Genomic DNA, 17647 nt, shown 5'->3' on the forward strand with positions numbered 1-17647 from the left:
AAAAGTACCGTCCTATGACCGTACAAACCCTGAATAAATCGACAAAAAATGTGTATCAATCGTCCACGGCATCGAGAAACTCGTCTGCCACGGGCATTTCACCCATTCGTGACGGGATGTTTAAACCGAAGTGCAGGTACGCGTGGCGCGTCACCACCCTGCCCCGTGGTGTGCGCATGATGTAACCCTGCTGAATCAGATACGGTTCCAGCACATCCTCAATGGTGTGACGTTCTTCACTGATCGCAGCGGCGAGGCTGTCGATACCGACCGGGCCGCCATCGAACTTCTCGATCATGGTCAGCAGCAGACGCCGGTCCTGATGATCGAAACCATGTTCGTCGACATCCAGCAGGTTCAGCGCCAGATCCGCCACCGCTTTGGTGATATGGCCCTTGGCACGCACTTCGGCGAAGTCGCGCACGCGGCGTAACAGACGGTTGGCAATTCGCGGTGTGCCACGGGCGCGACGAGCGATCTCGAAAGAACCTTCCGGATCCAGCGGCAGACCGAGAATCGCCGCCGAACGACTGACAATCGTCGCCAGATCAGCCGTGCTGTAGAACTCAAGACGCTGGACGATACCGAAGCGGTCACGCAAAGGATTGGTCAGCATGCCGGCGCGAGTGGTTGCGCCCACCAAAGTGAACGGCGGCAGATCGAGTTTGATCGAACGCGCGGCCGGTCCTTCACCGATCATGATGTCGAGCTGGAAATCTTCCATCGCCGGGTACAGCACTTCTTCAACGATCGGCGACAAGCGATGGATTTCGTCGATGAACAACACGTCATGCGGTTCAAGATTGGTCAGCAACGCGGCCAGATCTCCCGGACGCTCCAGTACCGGACCGGATGTGCTCTTGATCGATACGCCCATTTCCTGAGCGATGATGTTGGCCAGGGTGGTTTTACCCAGACCCGGCGGGCCGAAGATCAGCGTGTGGTCGAGGGATTCGCTACGGCCACGGGCGGCCTGGATGAACAGTTCCATCTGCTCGCGCACGGTCGGCTGGCCAATATAGTCGGCCAGACTGACCGGGCGAATGGCCCGATCCTGGACTTCTTCGCGCTCGCGCGGGCTGTGCGCGGCGGTGATCAGACGATCAGCTTCAATCACTTAAATCATTCCCTTCAGGGCGCGGCGGATCAGGTCTTCACTGCTCAAATTCTTGTCCTTGATGGCGGTAATCGCCTTGCTCGCTTCCTGCGGTTTGTAACCCAGGGAAATCAGCGCGCTGACCGCATCGTTTTCGGCGGTATTGACCGGCGCCGGGCCGTCCGGTTGATTCGGTACCAGCGCGAACATGGCCGGCGTAGTTTCCCAGGCCTTGAAGCGGTCTTTCAGCTCGACCAGCAGACGCTCGGCGGTTTTCTTGCCGACACCCGGTACTTTGGTCAGCGCCGAGGTGTCCTGAGACTGCACACAGCGGATCAGTTCGTCGACTTCCAGGCTCGACATCAAAGCCAGCGCCAGTTTTGGCCCGACACCATTGAGACGGATCAACTCGCGAAAAAAGTCTCGCTCACGCTTGCCGGCAAAACCATAGAGTAACTGCGCGTCTTCGCGTACGACCAAATGGGTGTGCAGGGTCAGTGGTTCACCGACCGACGGCAGACGATAAAGGGTGGTCATGGGCACTTCCAGCTCATACCCGAGGCCGTTTACATCCAGAATCAGGTGCGGCGGCTGTTTCTCAGCCAGGGTGCCGCGCAAGCGTCCAATCACGTTTCAGATCCTTGAGCGTTGGCCAGCCGTGGGCTGGCGACTATCGAAAGGCGAATTTCGCGCCGACGACTCAGGCGCAGGAAATCCTGCTTTCAAGAAAATTGATGCTGATGCTATCAGAGACGCAGGCGCCCGCCACGACTGCGTGCCGTTCCCAAGCCGTGCGGCAGCAGACTGGAGCGCGTATGCGCATGACAAATGGCAATGGCCAGGGCGTCCGACGCATCGATTTGCGGTTTGCTGGTCAGCTTGAGCATATGCATGACCATCATCTGCACCTGCTCTTTATTGGCGGCGCCAGTGCCGACTACAGCCTGCTTGACCTGAGTGGCCGTGTACTCGGCGATTTCCAGGCATTCTTCAGCGCCGGCAACAATCGCAGCGCCACGAGCCTGCCCAAGCTTCAACGCCGAATCGGCGTTTTTCGCCATGAACACCTTTTCGATGCCCATGGTCACCGGGCCGTAGGTCTGGATGATTTCGCGAACGCCGCGATAGACGATTTGCAGGCGTTCGTGCAGCTCGCCCGCACCGGTACGGATGCAGCCCGAAGCCACATAGATACAGCCGCCACGCCCGGTATCGCGAACAATGCCGTAACCGGTAATGCGCGAACCGGGGTCGATACCAAGAATTAAAGTCATAACGCCTGCAGATTCGGTAAAAGCACGATTTTCAAATCAACCCATAACAAATGTGGGAGCGAGCCTGCTCGCGAAAGCGGTTTCATCATCAGCAACGATGCTGCCTGAAAATCCGCCTTCGCGAGCAGGCTCGCTCCCACATTGAATCGTAGTCGCTCTTAACCGAGCTGAGCGGCCACGTCTTCCGGAATGTCCGCGTTGGAATAGACGTTCTGCACGTCATCCAGATCCTCAAGCATGTCGATCAGCTTGAGTACCTTCTCCGCACCTTCCAGATCCAGTTCGGCGCTGGTGGTCGGCTGCATGACGATTTCCGCGTCATCACCCTTGAATCCAGCGGCTTCCAGCGCGTTACGCACCGCATAGAAGCTGGTAAACGAGGTGAACACATCAATCGAACCGTCTTCGTGGCTGACCACGTCATCGGCATCGGCTTCCAGCGCCGCTTCAGTCAGCGCGTCTTCATCGACGCCCGGCGCGAAGCTGATCTGGCCTTTGCGCTCGAACAAGTAAGCCACCGAACCGTCGGTACCGAGGTTGCCACCGCATTTGCTGAACGCATGGCGCACAGCGGCTGCAGTACGGTTGCGGTTGTCGGTCATGCACTCGACCATCACCGCTACACCGCCCGGGCCGTAACCTTCGTAGGTCAGCTCTTCAACGTTGTCGGCTTCGGTGGCGCCGGCGCCACGCGCGACGGCACGGTCGATGATGTCGCGGCTCATGTTCGCGCTCAGGGCCTTGTCCAGCGCCAAACGCAGACGCGGATTGGAGCCCGGATCACCGCCGCCCTGACGGGCCGCAACGGTCAGTTCGCGGATCCACTTGGTGAAGATCTTGCCTCTCTTGGCATCCTGACGTTCTTTGCGGTGCTTGATGTTCGCCCACTTGGAATGACCTGCCATAACTCGCTCCGAATTCTCTTTGAAACGTTGCCCGCCCTGCTCATGCAGCGGCCAGCAAACAAAAAATCTCGACCTGCTCTCTCTATAGAAAGAAAAAAGGCGCATCCGAAGATGCGCCTTCAGGCCCGTCTTACTCAGCCTTTGGCGTTTCGCGCAAACGAATGTGCAGCTCACGCAGTGCCTTGGCATCCACCACACCCGGCGCTTGCGTCATCACGTCGGCCGCGCTCTGGGTTTTCGGGAAGGCGATCACTTCACGGATCGACTGGGCGCCGGTCATCAGCATCACCAGACGGTCCAGACCGAAGGCCAGACCACCGTGCGGCGGTGCACCGTACTTCAGCGCGTCGAGCAGGAAGCCGAATTTCTCTTCCTGTTCCGCTTCATTGATACCCAGCAGACGGAAGACCGCTTGCTGCATTTCCTTGCGGTGGATACGGATCGAACCGCCACCCAGTTCGGTGCCGTTCAGCACCATGTCGTACGCACGGGACAGAGCGCCGGCCGGATTGGCTTCCAGCTCTTCAGGAGAGCACTTCGGCGCGGTGAACGGGTGGTGCAGCGCGGAGAAGCTGCCGTCGTCGTTTTCTTCGAACATCGGGAAGTCGACAACCCACATCGGTGCCCACTCACAGGTCAGCAGCTTGAGGTCGTGACCGAGCTTGATACGCAGTGCGCCCAAGGCTTCGCTGACGATCTTGGCCTTGTCGGCGCCGAAGAACACGATGTCACCGTCAACTGCACCCACGCGATCGAGGATGGCGTTGAGGTTTTCCAGCGGGATGTTTTTCACGATCGGCGATTGCAGACCGTCAACACCGGCAGCGCGCTCGTTGACCTTGATGTACGCCAGGCCCTTGGCACCGTAGATGCCGACGAACTTGGTGTAATCGTCGATCTGCTTGCGCGGCATGCTCGCCCCGCCTGGAACGCGCAGTGCGGCGATACGGCATTTCGGATCGTTGGCCGGGCCGCTGAACACTTTGAAATCGACTTCTTTCAGTTGATCGGCAACGTCGACCAGTTCCAGCGGGTTACGCAGGTCTGGCTTGTCGGAACCGTAACGGCGCATGGCTTCTTCGAAAGTCATGTGCGGGAAGTCGCCGAATTCCAGACCCAGCACTTCCTTGAACAGGTTGCGGATCATTTCTTCGGTCAGGCCCATGATCTCTTTTTCATCGAGGAAGCTGGTCTCGATGTCGATCTGGGTGAATTCTGGCTGACGGTCAGCGCGCAGGTCTTCGTCGCGGAAGCACTTGGCGATCTGGTAGTAACGGTCGAAGCCAGCGACCATCAGCAGTTGCTTGAACAGCTGTGGCGATTGCGGCAGGGCGAAGAACGAACCGGCGTGGGTACGGCTTGGCACCAGATAGTCACGCGCACCTTCAGGAGTCGCACGGGTCAGGATCGGCGTTTCAACGTCGAGGAAGCCGTTTTCGTCGAGGAAACGACGGATGCTGGTGGTCATGCGCGAACGCAGGCGCAGCTTCTCGGCCATTTCCGGACGACGCAGGTCGAGGAAGCGATAACGCAGACGGGTTTCTTCACCAACGTCGGAGAACTCGTTCAGCGGGAACGGCGGGGTTTCCGACTCGTTCAGCACTTCCAGTTCGTAACCCAGCACTTCGATCATGCCCGACGCCATGTTGGCGTTGGTGGCACCGGCCGGACGCAGACGCACCTTGCCGGTGATCTTCACCACGTACTCGCTGCGCACGCGATCGGCAGCGGCGAAGCTCTCGGCGCGATCCGGATCGAAAACCACCTGGGCCAGACCGTCACGATCACGGATATCGAGGAAAATCACCCCGCCGTGGTCGCGACGACGGTGAACCCATCCGCAAAGGGTAATTTCCTGGCCTTCCAGGCTTTCGTTCAGTTGGCCGCAATAGTGGCTGCGCATCATGGTCGTGGTTCGCTTCTCGTAATTCGAAAAATTCGGTGGAGCTCCCGTTGCTTTTCAAGCAATGCGGAACTCACGCGTGTCGTTCAACCCGGGGTTGAACCCTAGTCAGATTTGTCGCCACCGGCCAGGTTCTTCTTGGCGCCGGTCTTGAAATCGGTTTCGTACCAACCGCCGCCGCTGAGGCGAAAGCCTGGCATCGACAGTTGTTTCTTGAGCTCTGGCGCCTGACAGGCAGGGCAGTCGACCAGCGGGGCCTCGCTGATCTTTTGAATGGCTTCCAACTGATGACCACAGGAAGCACATTGATAATCGTACATCGGCATGGGGGTGTCTCGGCGATCAGATTGCCACCGCGCGCAGGGCTTTGCGGCGAAAGAGCGGGATTATATCGATTAAACGCGGGCTGTGCAGCCGTAAGACTGCACAGCCCGCAACCTCGTTTGCAACCGCTGCTTCGCGCCGACTCAGCTTCCCTGGCCTGCACTCATCACACAGACCACCCGCACCAGTGCGCTGAAATTTTTAACCCCGCCATGACGCAGATGCACTTCCCGGTCGACGTGGGACAACAGCGAACTGATCGAACAGCTGTTATTCCTGGCCATGTTGCCCAGAATATTCCAGTAAACCTGTTCCAGTCGCAGGCATGTCGCGAATCCGTTCAAACGCACGGATCGGGACAGCGGCTGAACCAATGACATGTCGAACTCGCTGACGAACGGATCGAATTTCAACTCATGCGGCAAGCCGACAACCCTGTCGCTTCGCCTGTCTCCCTCTACCATATCGTTGACACTCCTTTGCCATCTCTGCTGGTTTTCAAAGCCACATCCTGTGACTTCATAAAAGCGCAGACGCAAAGTTATATCCAGATGACTTATTGACCATAGCCGTAGGATAAGCCAACGATACAGGTAAGATTCCGGACTGCCCGCGAGCACGCCCTCAGACGTGCCCTCGGGCCTTGATCAGGCTTCGAGCAACGCACGCAACATCCACGCGGTTTTCTCGTGAACCTGCATGCGCTGGGTCAGCAAGTCTGCCGTTGGCTCATCACTGACCTTGTCGAGCAGCGGGAAGATACCGCGCGCAGTGCGAGTCACCGCTTCCTGGCCGTCGACCAGTTGTCTGATCATGTCCTCGGCACTCGGCACCCCCTCCTCCTCTTTGATGGAAGAAAGGCGTGCATACGTGGCATAGGCGCCCGGCGCCGGAAAGCCCAATGCGCGAATACGCTCGGCGATCGAGTCCACAGCCAGCGCCAGCTCGTTGTATTGCTCTTCGAACATCAAGTGCAGCGTACGAAACATCGGACCGGTGACGTTCCAGTGGAAGTTATGGGTTTTCAGATACAGCACGTAGGTGTCCGACAGCAGACGCGACAAGCCTTCGACGATGGACTTGCGATCTTCTTCACTGATACCGATATCGATTGCCATGTTTTACCCCCTAACGGCGATTGAATTCATCCAACAGGTGCAGACCCACTCTAGCAAGGCTGTCGACACCCCGCAGCCCCGATCAGGTGCAGCCACTGCGACAAATAGACCGAGGCGATGCCGCTGGCCGGGCTGATTTGAGTAGCCGCAGGCTTTGCTGTTAAATAGGCAGTGTGTCGCCATGCCCCATTTTTCGGGGTGTTGCGCATAGGCTGATGCCGTGAACGTGTCCACCGCCTCTTATTTTGTTCCGAAGCGAACCGTGCGCCTTCAGCTCTTCCTTGTGAGCCGTCATAAACGTGAGCCAATCAAAATGTTGAAAATCGTCCACCTGCTAATGGGCGCAGCGGCATTGCTGCTGTCGTTCATACCCAGCTTGAAATCCGAAGCCGTTCCCTACCTGCAACAACCCGATGCACTTTACCTGGCCTTTTTCGGCCTGCTGAACCTAGTCATCGCTCCAGTAATTCCTTACTGGAACAAAGGCCCGCGTCAGCATCTGCAAAATCTGGTCAGCGCTCTTCTGGTGCTGACCGTCGTCCTGCAAACCTTGACCCTGATCGCCCCGATGCCCGTCATCGCCGGCCAGCCAGCCGTGCTGTTCACCCTGGTGATCGCGCTGGTTGCCGTGGTCTTGCACCTGGCGGTGAGCTTCTATCGTTCTTCACCTGCTGCCGCTCCAACCAGCTATGACATGACCAACCGTGATACCGGTACCGTCAAGTGGTTCAACACCTCCAAAGGCTTCGGCTTTATCTCCCGGGATTCCGGTGATGATATTTTCGTGCACTTCCGTGCCATCCGTGGCGAAGGCCACCGCGTACTGGTCGAAGGCCAGCGCGTGGAATTCTCGGTGATGAACCGGGACAAGGGCCTGCAAGCCGAGGACGTGATCGCCGCCTTGCCGCGGCGCTGATCCAAGGCAATAAAAAACCGCGTGCAGCCTGGCTGTACGCGGTTTTTTTATGTCTGCACTTTCTATTCAAGCAAATGGCGCACTCAATAGTGCGGCGGTGGCGCTTCTTCTTCGAACGATTCGAACTGCCCGACCATCTCTTCCTGACGCTTGAGCAGTGCCGCCATCTGCAATTGCAGGCGATCAACCACACGCTGCTGCGCGACCAGCACGTCGTTCAACGACTGGATGGTGTCATCCTGAAACGCCAGACGGCTTTCCAGATCGGTAACGCGTTGTTCCAGGCTCATGTTTCAGCCCTCCAGAAACGTGAAGTCTTCGGTCAGCACCAGACGCAAGCGTTCGCGAATGGCCGTCACTTGCTCGGCGCTATAAGGCTTGGCCGGGTGTTTGCCCCAGACCGGCGCCGGCCAGGCGGCGTCATCGCGTTTGCGCACAATCACGTGCATGTGCAATTGGCTGACGACGTTACCCAGCGTCGCCACGTTCATTTTGTCCGCATCCAGCAAATCCTTGAGCAACTCGGCCAGCGCGGTGGTTTCCAGCCATAACTGCTGTTGATCGGCGACATCCAACTGAAACAACTCGCTGATATCGTCGCGACGAGGCACCAGGATGAACCACGGATAGTTGCTGTCATTGGACAGCAACAGTCGGCAGAGCGGGAAGTCACCAAGGGTCAGCGTGTCCTGTTGAAGTCGTGAATCTAAAGCAAACACTGCGCGCACTCCGGCTGATCGACATTTTGAGCTTAGCGGCGATCCCGCAGGACGCAGCACCAAGCGACAGACCGGCAGCATACCTGCGATTGCGCCAGCCTTCACGACAGCTGTGCCCTCTTGTCATTCGCCGCACGCCCCGACATGGGACATTTACCGACACGTTGCACCAGCAAAGAACCGGGAACGGCAATGAACACACGCAAATGACCGAAAACCCCTGATGTGCTCAAGATCACCCACTCACCAAGCTGTGTGATTACAGAACAGCGTGTGTGTTTTTTTGCACCAAAACCGCACAGTGCGTCTACGCTCATGCGTCGAAGCATCCGCCGAATACTCACTCACGGGGTGAACCGGTAACGTTTTTGGCTGTCGCGGGCAGCGGACGCAGTGGCAACACCAATACAGGAATGGCGTCAAGCCCTTGTAAAAATAGGCTTTGCGCCCCGTATTCATGAGGTTTTTACAGGTAACACGCGCTGTGCAGAAAAATAACCGCACTGACATTGCGGTTTGTGCACGCTTGTTGCATTCGCAGACATATGGACTATAAGCGCACCACACGATGTGGATGCCTCAAGCCCAACAAAAACAGTGGCAGGGTTGCCCGATGGAGATTCAAGTGTTTTGCCAGGGACTCTTTTTTAGCGATGCAAACGGCTAAAAAAACAGCGAGAAAGTTGTAGGCCCGATTGCATCGGTACTGTGAATTTGCGACATCTACACAACCGTTTGCGACAGCGTCGTAAAGAAGGTGAAAGGTTAGATTCGCAAGTATCGCCAACATTGTCGGCGTGATATAAGTTTGCGCCGACACAAAAAGAAAGAGCCGCCCAGATAATAAAACAGGTGGGACGGCAGTACTCTTCTAAAAACCAAAGGAGCAAATCACGATGCGCGTGATGAAGTGGAGCATGATCGCCCTGGCTGTTGCAGCAGGCACCTCGCAGTTCGCAATGGCGTCTTCCCAGGACGAGTCCAAAGGTTTCATTGAAGACCAGAGCCTGAAACTGAAGACCCGTTTTGAATACATGAACCGTGACTTTAAAAACGGTGCAGGCAACGGCACTTCCGGTACTGCTGGTTATCGCCAGGATTCCGGTCTCAGCCAACTGCTGACTTACGAATCGGGCTTCACTCAAGGCACCGTTGGCTTCGGTCTCGACGCCATGGCAATGGGTTCGGTCAAACTGGACGGCGGCTCGGGCCACCGCGGTAACGGCCTGTTCGCCAACGACAGCGATGGCAACCCGGAAAAATCCCAGGGCAAAATCGGCGGCGCAGTCAAATTCCGCGTATCCGACACCGTTCTGAAATACGGCCAGCAATTCGTTGCCAGCCCGGTATTCGCCACCGACGACAGCCGTCTGCTGCCAGAAGTCGCCACTGGTACCCTGATCACTTCGAAAGAGATCAAAGGTCTGGAACTGAGCGCAGGTCGCTTCACGTCCCTGAGCAAACAAACCGGTATGGGCCGTGACAGCATCGGCGGTCTGCCTGATGAGAACGGCAATGGCGGCAAAGGCCTGACCAACATCAACATCTTCGGCGCCAGCTACTCGTTCACCGATAACTTCACCGGTGCCTTGGCTGCTTCCGACGCTGACGACTACTTCAAGAAGTACTACGTCAACCTGAACTACACCTTGCCAATCAACGACGAGCAGTCGCTGAACTTCGACTTCAACGGCTACCACACCAAGGGCGAAAGCCGCGGTGACCTGGTTGACGCGATCGGCGACGGCACCACTGGCGTGGACAACAACCTGTGGTCCCTGGCCGCTGCGTACAGCATCGGTGCCCACAAGTTCACCCTCGCTCACCAGCGCTCCAGCGGCGACAACGCTTACTACTATGGCGTTGACGGTAACAGCACCATCTTCGTTGCCAACTCCATTCAGATCTCCGACTTCGTGGGCCGCGACGAGCGTTCCTGGCAAGCTCGCTACGACCTGAACATGAAAACCTACGGCGTACCTGGCCTGAGTTTCATGACCCGTTACGTGATGGGTGACCACATCACCACCAACGGTCTGGGTGAAGGCAAGGAAAACGAGTGGAACGCCGAGTCCAAGTACGTGATCCAGGAAGGCCCGGCCAAAGACCTGTCGTTCCGTCTGCGTTATGCCATGTACCGCTCCAACGGCGCGTACAGCGGCTACTCGTCTGACAACAACGATACCCGTCTGATCGTTGAGTACCCACTGAACATCCTTTAATAGGGATGCGCAGCTGACGTACTGTAGAGCCATGCTCTAACAAGAACCGCTCACCTGATTCAGGTGAGCGGTTTTTTTATGCCTGCACTTATTGCATCCCTGCAACAAAGATTAGCCAGCTATCTATTAGCTGGCGAACTTTCACAACAGGCATAAAAAAACCCAAGAGCATGAATGACTCTTGGGTTCTTATTGATTAACTGACTGCAAAGCCAGGTATCAAGGTTGTTACTGTGCTGCTGTTTCCTGAACTACGCGAATCGTCCGCTGCGGAAAAGGAATATCAATACCGGCGGTTTTTAAACGATCACGCGACTGCTCGTTAAACATGAACATCACGTCCCAGTAGTCTGCAGTTTTAACCCACACACGCAGGGAAACTGTGATCGCACTGTCACCCAGCGTCGAAATCACCGCCTGCGGTGCCGGGTCTTTCAGAATACGTTCGTCGTTGGCCAGATCCAGCAGCACTTGACGGGCCTTTTGCAGATCGGCTTCATAATCGACGCCCACATCAAACACAACCTTACGGGTCGGCTGACGGTTGGTATTGGTGATGATGCCGTTCGACAGGTTGCCGTTAGGCATGATGATGGTCTTGTTATCGCCGGTACGCAGCACGGTATGGAAAATCTGGATACTGTCGACCGTACCCGCTACGCCTTGCGCTTCGATCCAGTCACCAATACGGAACGGACGGAACAGCAGAATCAGCACGCCGCCAGCGAAGTTCGCCAGACTGCCCTGCAAGGCCAGACCGATCGCCAAGCCGGCAGCACCGATCGCTGCAACGAAGGAAGTGGTTTCAACACCGATCATCGAAGCGACGCTGACAATCAGCAGCACCTTGAGAATGATGTTCGCCAGACTGCTGATAAAACCTTGCAGCGCCAGATCAGCATTGCGCAGGGCCAGCAAACCGCCGAGTTTCTGCGTGACCTTGTTGATCAGCCACCAGCCGATGGCCAGGGTAATCACTGCCAGCAGCACGCGGCTGCCGTATTCCATGATCATCGGGATCCACGCCTGGGACGCCTTGACCAGGTTGTCCACCTCAGCATTCAAATCCATGTTCTATCTCCTGATTTCCGGCCATTCGGCACGCGAAAAATAAGCGGCAGAAACCCGCCGGGTGTACACAAAACAATGTGGGAGCGAGCCTGCTCGCGAAGGCGCCGTGTCATTCAGCAATGAGTTGACTGACACACCGCCTTCGCGAGCAGCCTCGCTCCCACAGGTCATCTGACCGAGCTTAGTCGCGGAAGTTGTTGAACTGCAGGGGCATGCCGAATTCCTTGGCCCGCAGTGCCGCGATGGCCTCTTGCAGGTCATCACGCTTCTTGCCGGTCACGCGCACTTGCTCGCCTTGAATGGCGGCCTGCACCTTGAGCTTGGCATCCTTGATGTGGCCGACGATTTTCTTCGCCAGTTCTTTGTCGATGCCTTCCTTGAGGATCGCGTCCTGCTTCATCAGTTTGCCCGATGCGTAAGCGTCCTTGACCTCAAGGCACTGCACGTCGATTTTGCGCTTGACCAGCGCCAGCTTGAGGATTTCGATCATCGCTTCCAGTTGGAACCCGGCTTCAGCAGTCAGGCTGACGGTCAGGTCTTTTTCCTTGAACTCGAAGCTGCCTTTGCCTTTCAGGTCATAACGACGATCGAGTTCCTTCACGGCGTTCTCGACCGCGTTGGTGAGTTCGTGTTTGTCCAGTTCGGATACCACGTCGAACGACGGCATGTAATCTCTCCAATAAAAAGGCGCGCTCGATGTGGATGGAGCGCGCTTGGCTTGCGGTTAAAATCGGGCTCATTATAACGGGTCTTTTCCCACCGACACGGCGAGCCGCACATGCCTGTACGCAATCGAGCAAAAAACTGATGGCCACCCCCTGGCATATTCTCGGCGCAGGCAGTCTCGGCACGCTGTGGGCCACACGTCTGGCTCGCGCCGGCCTGCCGGTCAGGCTGATCGTGCGTGATGCCGAACGCTTGCAAAGCTATCAGGCTGCGGGCGGTTTGACGCTGGTGGAGCAAGGTGTGGCGAGCACCTATGCGGTGCCGGGGGAAACGCCCGACAGCCCCGAGCCGATTCGCCGCTTGCTGGTGGCGTGCAAGGCTTACGATGCCGAAAACGCCGTCGCCCGCCTCGCCCCACGACTGACAGCGGACGCCGAACTGATCCTCCTGCAAAACGGCCTCGGCAGTCAGGACGCCGTCGCCAACCGGGTGCCACTGGCACGCTGCATCAGCGCTTCAAGCACCGAGGGCGCCTTTCGCGATGGCGCCTGGCGCGTAGTGTTCGCCGGCCACGGTTTCACTTGGCTGGGCGACGCTGGGCATCCGGTCGCACCGATCTGGCTGGACGATCTGGAGGCGGCGAAGATTCCCCATGAATGGAGTACCGATATCCTCACGCGGTTGTGGCGCAAACTGGCGCTCAACTGCGCGATCAATCCGTTGACCGTGCTGCACCATTGCCGCAACGGCGGATTGCAGGAACATCACTGCGAGGTCGCTACGCTGTGTGGCGAACTGGTCGAGTTGCTGGAACGCTGCGGCCAACCGGCAGCGGCGGACAACCTGCAACAGGAGGTCGAACGGGTGATCCAGGCCACGGCCGCCAATTACTCCTCGATGTACCAGGACGTGGCCAACCAGCGCCGCACCGAAATCAGCTATCTATTGGGCTACGCCTGCAAAGTCGCCGTGCGCCACCAATTGAACCTGCCGCACCTCAAGCAATTGCAGCAGCGTCTGGTCGCTCATCTGCGCAGCCTCGGATTGCCCAGCGACTGAGCAGCGGCTACGCTGGCCACTTGTTCCTTTGCTGCGAAAAACCTGATGCCATTGCGCCAGCGTCTCGAAAACCTGCCGGTCGGCCAGAAACTGCTGGCCGCCCTGCTGGTGCTGTTGACCACTGTCCTGCTGGTCGCCAACCTGACCTTTATCAGCGCCGCCTATTACATCTCCCAGGAAAGCATGGCGCCGCAGGCCTTGCAGACCATCGGCCGACTGATTTCCAACCCCAGCCTGGTCAGCGAAGCCCTGCAATCACCGCAGAGCGCCGAGCGCCTGCTCAAAGAACTCGACAGCTATTCACCACTGCGCGCCGCCGCCCTGTATGACGGCAAGGGCGAACGCCTGGCGCAAGTCCAGCGCGGCGACAAACTCAACCTGCCGGAACGCTATCGGCACATCGAAGCCTGGCAACTGACCGAATTTCGCAGCAACCAGTTGATCACCCTGCCCCGCCCCGGCACCGCGCCGGGTCATCTGCTGCTGGTGGCGAGCAGCGAACTGCCGATGGCCTTCTATACCGGCACCCTGACCGCGAGCCTCGGCATTCTGATTTTCAGCGTGCTGTTGTGGCTGGTGATTGCCCGGCAGATCAAACGCCTGATCACCCGGCCGATTCATCAGTTGGAAGAACTCTCGCGTCAAGTCACTCGGGAAGAGAACTACGCCCTGCGCGCCTCACGCGGCAATCATGACGAAATCGGCAGTCTCGCCGAGGCGTTCAACACCATGCTGTCGCGCATCGAAGCCCGCGAGCAGCAACTCAAGCGCGCCCGCGATGACTCGCAAGCCGCGTACGATCAGGCCCAGGGTCTGGCCGAGGAAACCCGCCACACCAACCGCAAACTGGAACTGGAAGTCCAGGTGCGCAGCAAGATCGAGAAGAAGCTCACCGGTTTCCAGAATTACCTCAACAGCATCATCGACTCGATGCCCTCGGCGCTGATCGCCCTCGACGAGCAGCTCTACGTGACCCAGTGGAATCAGGAAGCCAGTGCCCTCTCCGGCACACGACTGGACGAGGCACTGAACCAGCCAATTTTCCTTGCCTTCGAACCGCTCAAGCCGTTTTTGCCCCAGCTCAAGCAGACCGTCGAGCAGCACACCGTGGCGAAAATCGAGCGAGTGACGTGGTTCAAGGACGATGAACCGAAGCATTACGCGCTGACGTTCTATCCATTGATGGGCGGTGCCGGGCGTGGCGTGGTGATCCGCATCGATGACATCACCCAGCGTCTGTCGCTGGAAGAAATGATGGTGCAATCGGAAAAAATGCTCTCGGTCGGTGGTCTCGCCGCCGGCATGGCCCATGAAATCAACAACCCGCTGGGCGCGATCCTGCACAACGTGCAGAACATCCGTCGGCGTCTGTCCGCCGATCTGCCGAAGAACCTCGAAACCGCCGAGCAATTGGGCATCGAACTGGACACGGTGAACCGATACCTGCAGGGCCGCGAAGTGCCGCAATTGCTCGATGGCATTCAGCAGGCCGGCGCACGCGCAGCGAAAATCGTCACGCACATGCTCAGCTTCAGCCGCCGCAGCACTCGACAAATGGCGCCGTGCGATCTGCCGGCATTGATCGATCAAGCGGTGGAAATCGCCGGCAACGACTTCGACCTGGCCATCGGTTTCGACTTCAAGGGGCAGGCGATCATCCGCCAGTTCGACCCGGCGCTCGGCCCGGTGCCGGGCACTGCCAACGAACTCGAGCAGGTGCTGCTTAATCTGCTGAAAAACGCCGCGCAGGCGATTCACCAGCGCGAAGACGACAGTGAGCCGGGGCGGATCATCCTGCGCACCAAGCTCAACCCACCGTGGGCCGAAATCCAGGTCGAGGACAACGGCATCGGCATGAGCGAGAACGTGCGCAAACGCACCTTCGAGCCGTTCTTCACCACCAAGGAAATCGGCCAGGGCACCGGGCTTGGCTTGTCGGTGTCGTACTTCATCATCACCAACAATCACAAAGGGCAGATGGAAGTGCAGTCAGCCCCGGGCCAGGGCACCTGTTTCACCTTGCGCCTGCCGCTGACGCAACCGCTGCCCATCGCTGCCGAAACCAATCAATTATCGAGGTAACCCATGGGCTTTCGCCTGTCGAAAATCTACACCCGCACTGGTGACAAAGGTGAAACCGGCCTTGGCGATGGCCGCCGTGTGCCCAAGGATCACCCACGCATCGAAGCGATTGGTGAGGTCGATACGCTGAACAGTCAGGTCGGCGTGTTGCTGGCCGGGTTGATTGCCGAGCGCGATGCGTATCCCGGACTAAATGAACTGATCGAGGTGTTAGCGCCTTGTCAGCATCGCTTGTTTGATCTGGGTGGCGAGTTGGCGATGCCGGAGTATCAGGCGTTGAATGCGGCGGAAATCGAACGACTGGAAGCCGCGATCGATGTGTGGAACGAGGAATTGGGGCCGCTGGAGAACTTCATTTTGCCGGGCGGTTCGATGCTGATTGCCCAAGCCCATGTGTGCCGGAGCCTGGCAAGGAGTGCCGAGCGGCGTTGTCAGCATTTGAATGCGCTGGAGCCGTTGGCCGGGGTTGGGCTGGCGTATGTCAATCGGTTGTCGGATTTGCTGTTTGTGGCGGCGCGGTTGATTGCGCGGCGGCAGGGGGTTGCGGAGATTCTTTGGCAACCGGCGGCAAAGCCTGCAGAAATCTAGCGTCTGACAGGCCGCCTTCGCGAGCAGGCTCGCTCCCACATTTGATTGCATTCCAACTGAAGAAATCCGATCAACTGTGGGAGCGAGCCTGCTCGCGAAGAGGCCAGTAGCCTTTACAGAGAATCAGGCCAGAACGCACGAATCCCCGCGACACCCTGCGCGCCAACATTCCAGGCTTTTTCGCGCTCAGCCGGGCCAACCCCGCCCAACAGAAACACCGGTTTGCTGAAGCCTTCGATCAACGTCGAAGCCTGCTCCCACCCCAATGGCTGCGCCTCCGGATGGGTCAAGGTCGGCTGCACCGGCGACAGCGTGACGAAATCCACGCCCATCTGTTCTGCCAGCGCCAGCTCTTCAGCGTTGTGGCACGAAGCCGCGAGCCAGCGCTCCGCTGGCAACGGGCGCCCCGCCGCTGCGTACTTACGCAACTGAGCAGAGGTAATGTGCCATCCGGCAGACGGGAAATCGCCGAGCCATTCGAACGGCCCTTTGATCATCAACTGCGCCTTACCCGCACACAGCCCGGCCGCATCGACCGCCAGATCGCGATACTTGGGGTCATAACCATTCGGTGCACGCAGCTGAATCAATTTGATCCCGCCGGCAATCGCTTTCTGGATACCGCGCAGCAACGCCGGGGTTTCCAGGTCCTCCGGGGTGATCAGGTATTCAGCCGGCAAACGCGCGGCGGCAACGATCGGCTGGTTGGCGGCCGGAAACTCGTAGTTCACCAGTTCTTTAGCCGTGACCCAGGCCAACGGCTGGCCTTCGGCACCGTGCGGTTCGCCGGTGAATGCCGACACTTCCCAGACATCCAGCAAAACCTGCTTGTCCGGGTAGTCATGACGCACTTTGATCAGCGGTCGGGCGGCGCCAACGACGATGCCCAACTCTTCCTGCAGCTCACGGGCCAGCGCGCTTTCGACCGACTCGTCGGCCTCGACCTTGCCGCCGGGAAACTCCCACAGCCCACCCTGATGCTGGGTGTCGGCACGGCGGGCGATGAGGATCTTGCCGCTGTCGTCACGAATGACGGCGGCGGCGACGTGGACGCGTTTCACGGATTCAACTCCTCCAGTCCAGCCTTTTGCCACGCTTTGAAGGCGGGCCATTGGTAGACGGTTTCAACATAGGCTTGATCGGCGGCCGGCAGCTGCACTTGGTAGGTGCGCAGACGCACGGCAATCGGCGCGAAGAAGGCATCGGCCAGACTCACACGGCCAAACAGGTACGGCCCGCTCTCGGTGGCGGCGGCACGGCACTCGGCCCACAGCGCGAGCATGCGTTCGATGTCGACCTTCACTTCCGGCGGCACCGGGTTCAGCGGCGCGTCATGGTTGAGGTTGAACGGCATGTGATTGCGCATGGCGAAGAAGCCGCTGTGCATTTGGGCGCAGGCGGATCGCGCCTGGGCACGGGCGAAGATATCGCTCGGCCAGAGCTGCTCGGACGGGAACTGTTCAGCGAGGTATTCGGCGATGGCCAGTGAGTCGGCGATGGTGCCGCGCGCCGTTTGCAGCAGCGGGACTTTGGCGGTCGGCGAATGCTTGAGCAGCAGCGCGCGGGTATCGGGCTTGCCGAGTTTGACCAGTTCTTCGCTGTAGGGTGCGCCGGTCAGTTCGAGCGCCAGGGCGGCACGCAGAGACCAGGAGGAAAGCAGTTTGTCGCCGATGATCAGGTGCAGGGACATGGGTGTGGCGCCTT

General features: G+C 58.5%; 19 protein-coding genes. 5 read left to right on the plus strand and 14 right to left on the minus strand.

All coding sequences use genetic code 11. From position 1 onward, the window contains the following. Positions 1 to 55: 55 nt before the first annotated feature. From ruvB to HU718_RS23885, 8 genes are all read right to left on the minus strand, one after another. Entirely contained in the window at positions 56 to 1117 is a 1062-nt protein-coding gene (gene ruvB, locus HU718_RS23850) for a Holliday junction branch migration DNA helicase RuvB (RefSeq protein WP_007912736.1), read from the minus strand. After that, positions 1118 to 1726, minus strand: a complete 609-nt coding sequence (gene ruvA / locus HU718_RS23855; RefSeq protein ID WP_034153418.1) for a Holliday junction branch migration protein RuvA — start codon at positions 1724 to 1726, stop codon at positions 1118 to 1120. Between the two features lie 116 nt (positions 1727 to 1842). Then, positions 1843 to 2370, minus strand: coding sequence for a crossover junction endodeoxyribonuclease RuvC (gene ruvC, locus HU718_RS23860; protein ID WP_007962095.1), 528 nt, complete (start codon positions 2368 to 2370; stop codon positions 1843 to 1845). A gap of 158 nt (positions 2371 to 2528) precedes the next feature. Beyond that, the gene (locus HU718_RS23865; protein ID WP_007912738.1) at positions 2529 to 3275 is read right to left on the minus strand and encodes a YebC/PmpR family DNA-binding transcriptional regulator; all 747 of its coding nucleotides are present in this window, start codon (positions 3273 to 3275) and stop codon (positions 2529 to 2531) included. A 130-nt stretch (positions 3276 to 3405) separates the two neighbouring features. Then, a complete protein-coding gene (gene aspS, locus HU718_RS23870; RefSeq protein ID WP_095121315.1) occupies positions 3406 to 5181 on the minus strand; it encodes an aspartate--tRNA ligase in 1776 nt (591 codons plus the stop codon). 101 nt (positions 5182 to 5282) lie between these two features. After that, positions 5283 to 5504, minus strand: coding sequence for an FmdB family zinc ribbon protein (locus tag HU718_RS23875; protein ID WP_007912741.1), 222 nt, complete (start codon positions 5502 to 5504; stop codon positions 5283 to 5285). Positions 5505 to 5645: 141 nt separating this feature from the next. After that, positions 5646 to 5966: a ribbon-helix-helix domain-containing protein gene (locus HU718_RS23880; protein WP_026000504.1), complete on the minus strand. Its 321-nt coding sequence runs from the start codon at positions 5964 to 5966 to the stop codon at positions 5646 to 5648. Between the two features lie 183 nt (positions 5967 to 6149). Further along, positions 6150 to 6620, minus strand: coding sequence for a Dps family protein (locus tag HU718_RS23885; protein WP_102900170.1), 471 nt, complete (start codon positions 6618 to 6620; stop codon positions 6150 to 6152). Between the two features lie 313 nt (positions 6621 to 6933). Here HU718_RS23885 and HU718_RS29880 point away from each other — a divergent pair, with 313 nt between their 5' ends. Further along, positions 6934 to 7536: a cold-shock protein gene (locus HU718_RS29880; protein WP_008080216.1), complete on the plus strand. Its 603-nt coding sequence runs from the start codon at positions 6934 to 6936 to the stop codon at positions 7534 to 7536. Positions 7537 to 7619: 83 nt separating this feature from the next. Here HU718_RS29880 and HU718_RS23895 read toward each other — a convergent pair whose 3' ends face one another. Further along, on the minus strand, positions 7620 to 7826 hold the full coding sequence (locus tag HU718_RS23895) for a SlyX family protein (RefSeq protein WP_008080215.1): 207 nt from the start codon (positions 7824 to 7826) through the stop codon (positions 7620 to 7622). 3 nt (positions 7827 to 7829) lie between these two features. Beyond that, complete coding sequence (locus tag HU718_RS23900) at positions 7830 to 8255, minus strand: HIT domain-containing protein (protein ID WP_016983819.1); 426 nt, start codon at positions 8253 to 8255, stop codon at positions 7830 to 7832. 896 nt (positions 8256 to 9151) lie between these two features. Here HU718_RS23900 and HU718_RS23905 point away from each other — a divergent pair. Continuing rightward, positions 9152 to 10477, plus strand: coding sequence for an OprD family porin (locus HU718_RS23905; RefSeq protein WP_102900169.1), 1326 nt, complete (start codon positions 9152 to 9154; stop codon positions 10475 to 10477). Between the two features lie 228 nt (positions 10478 to 10705). Here the strand turns inward: HU718_RS23905 and HU718_RS23910 are convergent, their stop codons facing one another. Beyond that, entirely contained in the window at positions 10706 to 11548 is an 843-nt protein-coding gene (locus HU718_RS23910) for a mechanosensitive ion channel family protein (RefSeq protein ID WP_016983189.1), read from the minus strand. Between the two features lie 181 nt (positions 11549 to 11729). Continuing rightward, entirely contained in the window at positions 11730 to 12215 is a 486-nt protein-coding gene (locus HU718_RS23915) for a YajQ family cyclic di-GMP-binding protein (protein WP_008080210.1), read from the minus strand. Between the two features lie 140 nt (positions 12216 to 12355). On the opposite strand from HU718_RS23915, the gene HU718_RS23920 reads away from it, so the two are divergent. The 3 genes from HU718_RS23920 to HU718_RS23930 are packed head-to-tail and all read left to right on the plus strand — an operon-like array spanning position 12356 to position 15943. Continuing rightward, positions 12356 to 13273: a putative 2-dehydropantoate 2-reductase gene (locus HU718_RS23920; RefSeq protein ID WP_150708615.1), complete on the plus strand. Its 918-nt coding sequence runs from the start codon at positions 12356 to 12358 to the stop codon at positions 13271 to 13273. A 45-nt stretch (positions 13274 to 13318) separates the two neighbouring features. Beyond that, positions 13319 to 15355: a sensor histidine kinase gene (locus tag HU718_RS23925; protein WP_016983191.1), complete on the plus strand. Its 2037-nt coding sequence runs from the start codon at positions 13319 to 13321 to the stop codon at positions 15353 to 15355. Positions 15356 to 15358: 3 nt separating this feature from the next. After that, on the plus strand, positions 15359 to 15943 hold the full coding sequence (locus tag HU718_RS23930) for a cob(I)yrinic acid a,c-diamide adenosyltransferase (RefSeq protein WP_186616605.1): 585 nt from the start codon (positions 15359 to 15361) through the stop codon (positions 15941 to 15943). Between the two features lie 113 nt (positions 15944 to 16056). Here the strand turns inward: HU718_RS23930 and HU718_RS23935 are convergent, their stop codons facing one another. Together HU718_RS23935 and HU718_RS23940 are read right to left on the minus strand one after the other, a co-directional pair. After that, the gene (locus HU718_RS23935) at positions 16057 to 17004 is read right to left on the minus strand and encodes a Nudix family hydrolase (protein WP_186616604.1); all 948 of its coding nucleotides are present in this window, start codon (positions 17002 to 17004) and stop codon (positions 16057 to 16059) included. Further along, positions 17001 to 17633, minus strand: coding sequence for a glutathione S-transferase family protein (locus HU718_RS23940; RefSeq protein ID WP_186616603.1), 633 nt, complete (start codon positions 17631 to 17633; stop codon positions 17001 to 17003). Before HU718_RS23940 ends, HU718_RS23935 begins: the two co-directional genes overlap by 4 nt. Between the last annotated feature and the right edge of the window lie 14 nt (positions 17634 to 17647).

Origin of the sequence: Pseudomonas tensinigenes (assembly GCF_014268445.2) — a bacterium.
GTDB classification, from domain to species: Bacteria; Pseudomonadota; Gammaproteobacteria; order Pseudomonadales; family Pseudomonadaceae; genus Aquipseudomonas; species Aquipseudomonas tensinigenes.